This is a genomic window from Bradyrhizobium sp. 23, assembly GCF_023073295.1.
Lineage (GTDB): Bacteria > Pseudomonadota > Alphaproteobacteria > Rhizobiales > Xanthobacteraceae > Bradyrhizobium > Bradyrhizobium canariense_D.
Genome location: NZ_JADPJF010000043.1, coordinates 19,792 through 30,348, shown reverse-complemented (window position 1 = coordinate 30,348; position 10,557 = coordinate 19,792). Strand labels below are relative to the sequence as shown.

Sequence of the window (10,557 nt, the reverse complement as noted above, 5' to 3'; positions counted from 1 at the left end):
CCATAGCCGCATCGAAGACCTCATGCCGTGGCGATTCCGCAAAACGTCAAGCCAGCCTCAATAGGGTTGCGGCTAAGCGCTTACAGAAAGCCTGCGAGTTGCCGCGTACGAAAGGCCTCCGAACTGACCCGGCGCGAGCTTTATAGACAAGCCGTCGGTAAGGACACACTGCGTTTGACTATGGCTGATGCAGGCGTCGCCAAATCAGCAGCCCCGCCGTTGCTTTGCAGGCGAGCGGGGGCGGAAAGTCCGCTAGCGGAGCAAAGAAGGTGATTGATTCCCTCCACTGCTTGTGATTGTTATATGTCAATAAAGCAGCAATCGGAACTAATGAACCATGTCAACTGAAGGGCAGAGAGCACTCTGTCCGATCGAGGCGCGGCCGGTCTCGCTCGCGACTTGGTTCGAACAGGAGATGTTACATGGCTGAATCGCGTGCCGTCGCCGTTATAGGTGGGGGCGTGGTCGGCGTAAGTTGCGCGCTCATGCTGGCGCGGGAAGGGCACAACGTCACCGTGGTCGAGGCGGGGCGCATCGGCCATGGCTGCTCTTGGGGCAACGGCGCACAATACAATGCGGGGTCGGCTCTCCCCATGGCGCATCCCGGTGTCATGTGGCGGGCGATGCGCTGGTTTGCTGACGCTGATGGTCCGGTGCGCTTGGCCCCCCGGGAGTTACCTCGCACCCTACCTTGGCTCGTCCGCTTCCTGCGTACGGGGCGCCCGGAGGCTTGGGAGGCGGCGTATACGGCTTTGCACGCTCTCAACCAACCGTGTGCCGTGCTTTATCACGACATGCTCGGCGACTCCGATTGGAGACGATTATTCCGGCCGAACGGTGCGCTCCACGTGTGGCGCGACCTAACGCCAAGCGCGCTAGATGAGCGAGTGGACAATCTGCGGACGAAGCATGGCGTGACCTTTGAGAGGCTGAGCGCCGACCAGCTTCGCGAATTGGAGCCAGCTTTATCCCGCGACTACAAACGCGGGATATACTTTCCAAACAGTGGCCATGTGACTTCCCCTCTGGCCCTCGTAGAGGGTCTGATGGAGCGAGCCGCTGCGCTTGGCGTTTCAATTCAGGCCGCGCGGGTTGAGGCCGTAGAGCCGAGCACGGAAGGTGTAACGCTGCAGACCAGTGCCGGGCCCCACCGCTACGACACCGTCGTTATCGCAGCGGGTATCACTAGCCGCGATCTGGCCCGCTCCCTGGGAGTTTCCCTGTGGCTGGCCAGCGAGCGTGGCTATCACATTACGATGCCGGGGACGTTCGGCGCCATCAGCCGCCCGGTCACCGACGCAGCGGCAGCCTTCGTTGCAACGCCCCTCGACGCAGGACTGCGCATCGTCGGCATCGCCGAATTCGATGCGCCCGATGCGCCGCGTGATGCGAAGCAGAACAAGAAGCTGCAAGCATACGCCCGCACAATGCTCCCGGACATATCCATCAGCCAGGTGAATGACTGGATGGGCGTAAGACCATCGACTCCAGACAGCCTCCCGATCATCGGCGCCCATCCCAAGCACGCGTCCATCTTGTTCGCCACTGGTCATGGTCACATGGGCATCAGCGGAGCCCCCATGACTGCGGCTATCATCTCCGACCTTGTCGCGGGCCGCGCACCACGTATTTCGAGCGCGCCATACCGCCTGCGATAACCAGTAAGCCGCGCAAGTTTAACCTTGCGCGGCTGAACAGTTATGTTATGGTTCAATCAGTAAATTGACCTAGTTCAATGCGAGGAGGCCCTGATGAGCCGTTGGATCTGTACGATCATCGCTGCTGTGATTGGTGCGGTCGCGCTGTGCGGCCCGGCTTCCAAGCCGGCGCGCGCCGAAAACCCCTCCCTGGTGCTCGACCGCATCAAGGCGAGTGGCAAGCTCAAATTTCCGGTCATGGTTGCGGAAGAGCCAGGCTACATCAAGGATCCGCGCACGGGCGAATGGTCCGGATTTTTCGTCGACTGGGGCAAGGACATCGCGACTCTGCTCGGCGTTCAGGTCGAATATTATGAGACGACCTGGGGCAACCTCGCTGCCGATTTTCAGGCGGGTAAAATCGACCTTGCGGTGGCGCTAAATCCGAACCCTCGCCGTGGCCTCGTCATCGATTATGTGCCGGGCTCCATCGTCGAGGGCATCTGGGCGCTGGTCGCGCGTCCTGGCTTTACGCCCAAGACCTGGCGCGAGATGGACAAGAAGGAAGTGCGCATCGCCGTGCAGAAGGGCGGCACAATGCAAGTCATCGCCGAATCCGTGATCCCGAACTCCACCATCGTCGTGGTGCCCACGCGCGACCAGGCGGTGCTCGAGCTACAGTCAGGCAAAATCGATGCGATGATCATTGCCGACCAGGATGCGGCCCTTCTCGACTCCAAGGGCGTCGGCAAGGCCGTGGTACCGACGCCTATCCTGCGCAACCCTGCGACGATCGGTATCCGCCGCGAAGCCGGAAACGAGGGCTTCTCCAACTTCCTGGCCAATTGGATGTCGCAGCAGAATTCGCTCGGCCTCGCTTGCTCGCGCATCACTCGTTACATGCTCGATCGCGGCATCGACATGAAAGTGGTTCCCCAGTCCGGCAAGTATTGCTGACGCCATGCGTACGAGCCGTCTCTTCACAGTCATCGACAGCCACACCGCAGGGCATCCCACCCGAACAGTCATGGCAGGCATCCCTGTGTTGCGCGGGGACAGCGTCCGCGAGCAGCGGGACGATTTCCGTAACAATCATGACGGCTTGAGAACGTTACTGCTCCATGAGCCGCGCGGGCATGCCGCCATGGCTGCGGCCGTGCCCGTGGCTTCCCGTGAGGCGGACAAGGGGCTGTTTTTCATCTTCTCCTACGTCTACGCCGACATGTGCGGGCACGCCACGATCGGCTACATCGCCAGTCTGGCCGCAACGGGAGCTCTGCCGCAGGGCTTTGAGCAAAACGGCATGTCGATCGAGACCCCGGCGGGTATCGTCCGTGTGACCGGCACGTTCGAAGCCGGCCAGCTCACGTCCGTCTTGTTGCGCAACGTGCCCTCTTTCGTGCTCGCCTCCGATGTTGTTTCCGAGGTCGAAGGTCTCGGCACGGTGAGCTGCGATATTGCTTACAGCGGGATTACCTACGCATTGGTCGACGCTGATAAACTCGATCTTCCGTTCAGCATTGATCACGCCAGCCGCTGGTGCCGTGTGGGATTGGGAATCAAGGAAGCGCTGAATCAAAGCGGAGTGCCGAAGGTCGACAGCGTTCTGTTTTATCAGTCGATCACGGGTGGCGGCCGCCATCTGGTGATTTTGGCCGGCAATAAGTTCGACCGTTCGCCTTGCGGCACCGGGACCTCCGCCCGATTGGCCCAGCTTCACGCCCGCGGGCAGCTGGCCGTGGGCGCGCACTACCGAGCGGAGAACATTCTTGGCGTGCCCTTTGAGGCCAAGGTCGCCGAGTTGGGCAGAGGGCATGATGGCCAGCCCGCGGTGATCCCGGAGGTGCGGGGCATGGCTCATATAACGGGATTCTCCACGCTCGTGCTGGAAACGGACGATCCGCTGCCAGCCGGCTTTCTTCCCAATTGATGGAGAGTGCCATGAAATTCGATCCCTCCATCGTCTTCGCGAATTGGGACATTCTGGCCTACGGGCTGCTCGTCACTCTGAAATACACGATCTACACCTGCGCCATCGGGCTCGCGATCGGCCTCTTTGTGGCGCTGCTTCAGCTCACCCCATGGCTGATCTTGCGCTGGACCGGCCGTGTCTGGGTCGAGTTCTTCCGCAACATCCCGCTGCTCGTGCTGCTGATGTGGACCTATTATGCCTTGCCGATCTTTCTTCAGATCCAGATCGGAAAAGAAACTGCGGGCATTCTGGGTCTCGGATTCTATGCCAGCGGCTTCTATGCCGAGATCCTGCGCGCTGGCGTCCAGTCGATCGACCGTGGCCAGACTGACGCCGCAATCGCCTTGGGAATGGGGTACGTGCAGCGCATGAAGCGGATCATCCTGCCGCAGGCACTCCGCCGCATGGTGCCGCCGCTGATGGGCCAGACCATCATGCAGCTCAAAAATACGACGCTGCTCTCGGTGCTCACCATCCCTGATCTGCTTTATCAGGCAGGCTACATCGCGAGCTTCACCTACCGGCCAATGGAGGTCTACACCGCGATCGGCGCCGTCTTTATCCTCTTGCTGTTCCCCCTCAGCGCTCTTTCTCGCCGCTTCGAGCGCAAGGAGGCCGCGTGATGACCGTGACATCCGCCGAAATCGTACTGAGCGTTCGGGGCATCGAGAAGTCCTATGGTAAAAACCATGTACTTCGCGGCGTCGATCTCGACGTCCATCGCGGAGAGGTGGTCTGCCTGATTGGCGCGAGCGGCTCGGGCAAAACCTCGCTGCTGCGATGCATGAACCTGTTGATGGAGCCAGACCAAGGCGAGATCGTCATCGAGGGGGCGCCTCTCTTCCGTCGCTCCGGGGCCGAGCGGCTGAAGCTCTCTGGCCGGCAGGTCAGCGCCGCGCGCGTCAAAACCGGAATGGTGTTCCAGAGCTTTAACCTGTTCCCCCACCGTACGGCGCTAGAGAACATCATCGAAGCCCCAGTGGTGGTGAAGAAAGTGTCGCGCGCCGAAGCCGAGGCTCGGGGTCGCGAGCTCCTCACCCGTATGGGTCTTCCCGAGGCCGGGCACAAATATCCTTCGCAATTATCGGGCGGTCAGCAGCAGCGCGTTGCCATCGCCAGGGCGCTCGCTATGCAGCCCACCATCATGCTTTTCGACGAGCCGACCTCGGCGCTGGACCCAGAACTGGTTGGCGAGGTGCTCGCCGCGATCCGCCAGCTCGCCGCCGAAGGAATGACCATGGTGATCGTCACCCATGAAATCGGCTTCGCCTATGAGCTAGCCGATCGAGTGGTCTTCATGGACCAAGGAGTCGTTGCAGCCAGCGGAGCTCCGCGTGAACTCCTGCTTTCGAACGCAAACCCGAGGCTCGCTGCCTTCGTCGGCCGGTTCACTGAGCAGGCCCGTCTTCTCGGCCCCCTCACTTCGCAGGCGGCCGCACCTTCAACCACATCTCCAGCATAGGACAGTAGATCATGACCAACGTGACCTGGGGCGGTATCTTCCCCGTGCTCGTCACTCCCTTTGGCGCCAATGGCTCGATTGATGAGACCAGATATAAGGCGCTCATTGACGATGCGATCGCCAATGGTGCGCAGGGCGTCGTGGCGGCTGGCAGCACCGGAGAATTTTATGCGCTCACCAAGGCCGAGCGCGCGCGTCTCTACAAGTTGACCGTTGACCATGTGGGCGGCCGCCTTCCCGTGCTGGCGGGCGTCGCCGATTTGCGTGTCGAGGACGTGCTTGAAGCGTGCCAATCGGCCGTGGCAGCGGGGTGCGCGGGGGGCATGATCCTGCCACCTATCTACGCCATGCCGAGTCCGCGTGAGATCGTGACCTTCTTCGAACACATCTCCCGTAACACGTCACTGCCGCTGATGCTCTACAACAGCCCGCGGCGCGCCGGCGTCGACATCACGCCAGCCCTTGTCGAGCAGCTCTCCGCACTGCCAACGGTGGTCGCGATCAAGGATAGCTCCGGCGTCATTACCCAAGTGACTGAGCTTGTGCAGCGTGTCGGGAACAGACTTCGTGTCTTCGTCGGCTACGAGACAATGATCGTGCCCGCCCGCGCCGTTGGTGCTCACGGCGTTGTCGCCATGGCGCATCAAATCGCAGGGCCTTTGATCCGCGACTACTGGGACAAGGCTCTCAGCGGTGACAAGGGATTGGATGATCTCGGCCGCGACGTCTTCGCCTTCTATCGCTGCTTCCAGTCCGGATCCTATTACGCGGCCATCAAAGAGACCATGAGCCAGCTCGGTCGGAGCGCGGGTGACCCGCGGCTGCCGCTGCTGCCCTTGGCAGACGAACAGAAGGCGGCCATCGCGAAGATCATTTCCGAGGCCGGTCTTATGCGCTGGGCTAAGGCCTAAGAAGGCCGGTCCAATCCTGCCACTGGGGAAATCAACGTCGGTCGCAGAGCCCACTTACTTTGAGAGCAGAGACGGTTCACATCGGTGCCACCTCGACAGAAGGGGCTCGGTCCAATCGGACTCTCGTTCACTCGCGCCTGAGCGCAACATATCCGTCTAAGGAATCGAAGATGTATACGAAACTGGCACTCCTGATCGATGGTGAGTGGATCGAGGAAACCAATGCTGGAAGCGAGACCGTTCTCAACCCGGCGACGGAGCAGCCTCTTGGTAAGCTGCCGCACGCCGGGACGGAAGAACTAGACCGCGCACTCACGGCGGCAAACCGGGCCTTCGCAGGCTGGAGGCGCACCTCGCCTTATGAGCGGGGGCAGATCTTGCGCCGCGCGGCCGGCCTGATGCGAGAGCGTTTAGACCATATCGCCACTGTGCTGACCTTGGAGGAAGGTAAGACCCTCGCGGAAGCGAGGGGTGAGATCACCGCCGCGGCAGAGTTTTTTGACTGGTTCGCGGAAGAGGGGCGGCGCAGCTATGGGCGAGTGATCCCGGCGCGCCTGCCCGATATGCGCCAGACGGTCACGCAGGAGCCGGTCGGCCCGGTCGCTTGCTTCACGCCCTGGAACTTCCCGGCAGTAACGCCCGCGCGCAAAATCGCCCCCGCTCTTGCCGCCGGATGCACTTGCATCATCAAGCCAGCTGAGGAAACGCCGGGTACCACGCTGGAGATCGCGCGGGCGCTCACCGACGCAGGGCTCCCCAAAGGCGTGCTGAACGTGGTTTTCGGCATCCCGGCAAAAGTCTCCGAATATCTCCTGCGTTCCCCCATCATCCGCAAAATCTCGTTCACGGGATCAACACCCGTGGGACGTCACCTCGCTCGGCTTGCAGGAGAGACCCTGACCCTCGCCACAATGGAGCTGGGCGGCCATGCACCGGTGATCGTCGCGAAAGACGCCGACGTACAGCGCGCGGCGGAACTCTCCATGACCATCAAGCTGCGCAACACTGGCCAGGTTTGCACTTCGCCGACACGATTTTTCGTGGAACAGCCGGTCTACGAAGAGTACCTCGAACACGCTCGTGCCTTCGTGGAGAAGCAGGTTGTCGGTGATGGCCTGCAGGCGGGCACCACAGTGGGGCCCGTCGCCAACACGCGCCGTGTCGCTGCCATGGACGACCTGATCTCCGACGCCTTGTCCCACTCGGCGCGCCTTGTGGTCGGAGGTGAACGACTGAAGGGGACGGGTCTGATGTATCGACCCACCATCCTGGCGGATATGCCGGACCGGGCGCGGGCTATGAGAGAAGAGCCGTTCGGCCCGCTTGCGCTGGTACAACCTGTTGATGACCTAGAACAGGCCATCGCACGGGCGAATGCATTGCCCTACGGTCTGGCCGGATATGCCTTCACCCGCTGCGCCGCGACTGCCAATCGCATAGCGGAGGAGATGGAGGTCGGCGTCATCGGCATCAACCAGATGGTGGTGACGATACCCGAGACGCCATTCGGCGGAATCGGCGACAGTGGCTGGGGCCGCGAGGGCGGCATCGAGGGTCTGGAGTCCTACACTGTCAGAAAATATGTCGGCCATCTTCATGTCTAGCATCCGATGGGACCGAAAGGAAAAGGAGCGCGAGACGTGAGCTTGGACGGGCCACTTTCCGCCTGGCGACCTCGGCAGCTCGCTTCCGAGGGACCGCGCTATCTAGCCTTGGTCAATGCTCTTGAGCAGGACATCGCCGATGGCCGGCTATCGGACGGCGATCGTCTGCCGCCGCACCGTGACCTGGCACGTGAGCTTAGTCTCTCCGTCGGGACTGTGAGCAAAGCCTATCAGGAGGCCGAACAACGCGGTATCGTCAGCGGTCATGTCGGGCAGGGTACGTTCGTCCGGCGCCGTTCCGCCGCCCGAGCCGAGCCGCCACCTAGAGATGAGCCGATCAATTTGGCCTTGAACGTACCCGTCGAGGGCGGCGAGACCCAGATCCTCTCACAGACGTTCAGTGAGGTGGTGCGCGAGGCTGATCTTGCACCGTTGCTCCGCTACCATCCCCATGGGGGCATTTGGCAGCATCGCGAAATCATCGCTGCTTCGATGTCGGATAGCAAGCTGACCGTCAACCCGACTCAGCTGTTCCTGTGCAACGGCGCTCAGCACGCGATCGACATTGCCCTTCGCTTGGTAGCAAAGCCGGGCGACAATATCCTGGTCGATACCTTCACCTATTCCGGCTTCAAAGCGATCGCGGCGGCCAGCCACCTCAACTTGGTACCAGTCGAGATGGACGACGAGGGCATCAAGCCGGAGGCGCTAAAAGAGGCCTGTCGCACGTCCGGGGCGCGGGTGCTCTACTGCATGCCGACGTTACAGAGCCCCACGGCTCGTACGATGAGTCTCGCCCGCCGGCGGCGCATCGCCGAAGTGGCCGAAGAGCTCGATCTCGCCGTGATAGAGGATGATGTTTACGGCTTTTTCTTCACCGAGCGTCCGGTGCCGATCGCCTCCTTGGCACCGAGCCGCACCTTCTACATCACCTCGTACTCCAAGTGCCTTGCTCCCGCCTTCCGGCTCGGAACATTGACGGTCCCGACCGACCACATTTCTCAAACCGAGCTCCTTATGCACGCCTCCGCCTGGTTCGTAGCTCCGATGCTGAGCGAGGTGGTGGTGCGGCTGATCGAGAGCGGCAAGCTTGAACATCTTCTGCGTGAGCGGCGCCTGCAGGCGCTTGAGCGTTACCGGGTGTTCCTGGACGTTTTTCCAAAAGCCGCAAAGCTTCAGTGCCCGGCGTTCTATGCATGGTTGCCATTGCCGCGGGAGTGGTCCGCAGATCAATTTGCCGCCGCGGCCCGCGGCCGCGGCATACTCGTAACCCCACGCATCGCATTCGCGGTTAATGACGGCGACCCCGGCGCAACCCGCATCTGCCTTGGCGCACCAAAAGATGTTGTCGCACTCTCCGATGCGCTACAGACTTTGCGCGAAATCCTCGTCCGGCACCCAGTAAACGTCGTTTCTGTCGCCTGACGTTGCGACCGGCGAGCGGGAGACTTTTACGCCACGCAATCCGTCGCGGAACTATACTGTCGATCAATCGCAAGAAACCGTGCTTGCTCCCGCAACCTGAACTTACTAGCCCTTGGCGAACGACCGCCCATTTCTGCCGACTCTCCAACACTCGGTCCTTGGGATTGCGTCGGTTGACGCGGTCGGCCGCCCTTCGCGTAGAACCGGCCCTTATTATCGGTCGCGTCGATTTAGAATGAAATAGTTGGCCAGCCCGATCGTTAATAGCAAGAAGGCCGACACGACTGTACGAATCAGGATGGAGTCGATCTCGGACTTGAACACGGCGTTGTTGGCTTCAGCACCTGTTGAGAAATCGACATAGGACCCGGCGGCGAGGAGGAAAATGGCCAAAAGACTGGAGAGGAGAAACAACGCGGTCTTCATGTCAGCTTGCTGTTCGCGAGTCTGGATGTGGGTGCGGAAACAGTCTCAGGCAATCGCCTTGACTGCGCTGGAGTAGACGCTGGCCGGCCGCGCGAGTCCGTAGTGCTCGCGCAAGGTCGTGCCGGTGTAGTCCTCGCGGAACAGGCCGCGCTTGCGCAGGATCGGGATGACCTGCTCGGCGAAGGTATCGAAGCCGCCGGACAGCCATGGCGGCATAACATTGAAGCCATCGGCCGCGCCGCCCTCGAACCAGGTCTGGATGTTGTCCGCGATCTTCTCCGGCGTGCCGGCAATGACCCAGTGGCCGCGCGCGCCGGCGAGGCGCTGCACCAGCTGGCGAATGGTCGGCTTCTCGCGGTCGACGATATCGACCACGAGCTTGAAGCGGCTTGCGACTCCGCGCGCGCTCGCTGTGTCGATGAGATCCCGGGGAACCGGGCCATCGAGATCGTAGCCGGTGAGGTCGAGGCCGATCATCTGACGCAGCTGCGTCAGGGAGAATTCGGGCTGGATCAGCTCGTTGAATTCGTTCTGAAGTCGATCGGCTTCAGCCTGCGTGCTGCCGATGAAGGGGCTGATGCCGGGCAGGATCTTGATCTCGTCGGGACTGCGATCGAAGGTGCGGGCCTGGCGCTTGATGTCGGCATAGAACGCCGTCGCGGACTCCAGTGTCTGATGCGCCGTGAAAATTGCCTCCGCGAACCGGGCGGCGAACGCGCGGCCGTCGTCGGAAGAGCCGGCCTGTACGTAGACCGGCCGTCCCTGCGGCGCCCGCGAGATGTTCAGCGGGCCACGAACGCGAAAATGCTTGCCGATATGGTCGAGCGTGTGGATCTTGCTGGTGTCGGCGAAGATGCCAGAAGCCGGATCGTTGACGAGCGCGTCATCCTCCCAGCTATCCCACAGCCGGGAGATCACGTCGAGATATTCGCGGGCGCGCTCATAGCGCTCGTGGTGAGGCGGATGTTCAGGCAACCCAAAGTTCTGTGCGGCCTGCTGCGCACCGGTGGTGACGATGTTCCAGCCGGCGCGACCCCGGCTGAGATGGTCGAGAGACGCAAACAGCCGTGCCAGATTGTACGGCTCGGTATAGGTCGTTGACGCCGTCGCGATCAGCCCG

General features: G+C 61.7%; 10 protein-coding genes. 8 read left to right on the top strand and 2 right to left on the bottom strand.

Going from position 1 to position 10,557, the window contains the following annotated elements; translation table 11 throughout:
- Window positions 1–422 precede the first annotated feature (422 nt).
- From IVB32_RS12485 to IVB32_RS12450, 8 genes are all read left to right on the top strand, one after another.
- Window positions 423–1,658, top strand: a complete 1,236-nt coding sequence (locus IVB32_RS12485; RefSeq protein WP_247360252.1) for an FAD-dependent oxidoreductase — start codon at window positions 423–425, stop codon at window positions 1,656–1,658.
- Window positions 1,659–1,751: 93 nt separating this feature from the next.
- The gene (locus IVB32_RS12480) at window positions 1,752–2,594 is read left to right on the top strand and encodes a transporter substrate-binding domain-containing protein (protein ID WP_247282775.1); all 843 of its coding nucleotides are present in this window, start codon (window positions 1,752–1,754) and stop codon (window positions 2,592–2,594) included.
- Window positions 2,595–2,598: 4 nt separating this feature from the next.
- The gene (locus IVB32_RS12475; protein ID WP_256466572.1) at window positions 2,599–3,567 is read left to right on the top strand and encodes a proline racemase family protein; all 969 of its coding nucleotides are present in this window, start codon (window positions 2,599–2,601) and stop codon (window positions 3,565–3,567) included.
- 11 nt (window positions 3,568–3,578) lie between these two features.
- Window positions 3,579–4,232: an amino acid ABC transporter permease gene (locus IVB32_RS12470; protein ID WP_247360248.1), complete on the top strand. Its 654-nt coding sequence runs from the start codon at window positions 3,579–3,581 to the stop codon at window positions 4,230–4,232.
- A complete protein-coding gene (locus IVB32_RS12465; RefSeq protein WP_247282772.1) occupies window positions 4,232–5,071 on the top strand; it encodes an amino acid ABC transporter ATP-binding protein in 840 nt (279 codons plus the stop codon). Before IVB32_RS12470 ends, IVB32_RS12465 begins: the two co-directional genes overlap by 1 nt.
- Before the next feature lie 11 nt (window positions 5,072–5,082).
- A complete protein-coding gene (locus tag IVB32_RS12460; protein ID WP_247360246.1) occupies window positions 5,083–5,982 on the top strand; it encodes a dihydrodipicolinate synthase family protein in 900 nt (299 codons plus the stop codon).
- A 170-nt stretch (window positions 5,983–6,152) separates the two neighbouring features.
- Window positions 6,153–7,586 (top strand): NAD-dependent succinate-semialdehyde dehydrogenase, encoded by a 1,434-nt coding sequence (locus IVB32_RS12455; protein ID WP_247360245.1) that lies wholly within the window; start codon window positions 6,153–6,155, stop codon window positions 7,584–7,586.
- A gap of 36 nt (window positions 7,587–7,622) precedes the next feature.
- On the top strand, window positions 7,623–9,011 hold the full coding sequence (locus IVB32_RS12450) for a PLP-dependent aminotransferase family protein (protein WP_247410456.1): 1,389 nt from the start codon (window positions 7,623–7,625) through the stop codon (window positions 9,009–9,011).
- Window positions 9,012–9,224: 213 nt separating this feature from the next.
- Here the strand turns inward: IVB32_RS12450 and IVB32_RS12445 are convergent, their stop codons facing one another.
- Together IVB32_RS12445 and IVB32_RS12440 are read right to left on the bottom strand one after the other, a co-directional pair.
- Window positions 9,225–9,437 (bottom strand): hypothetical protein, encoded by a 213-nt coding sequence (locus IVB32_RS12445; RefSeq protein ID WP_247360241.1) that lies wholly within the window; start codon window positions 9,435–9,437, stop codon window positions 9,225–9,227.
- Window positions 9,438–9,482: 45 nt separating this feature from the next.
- Window positions 9,483–10,557, bottom strand: a 1,075-nt coding sequence (locus IVB32_RS12440; protein ID WP_247410454.1) for an LLM class flavin-dependent oxidoreductase, incomplete at its 5' end; no start/stop codon positions are given.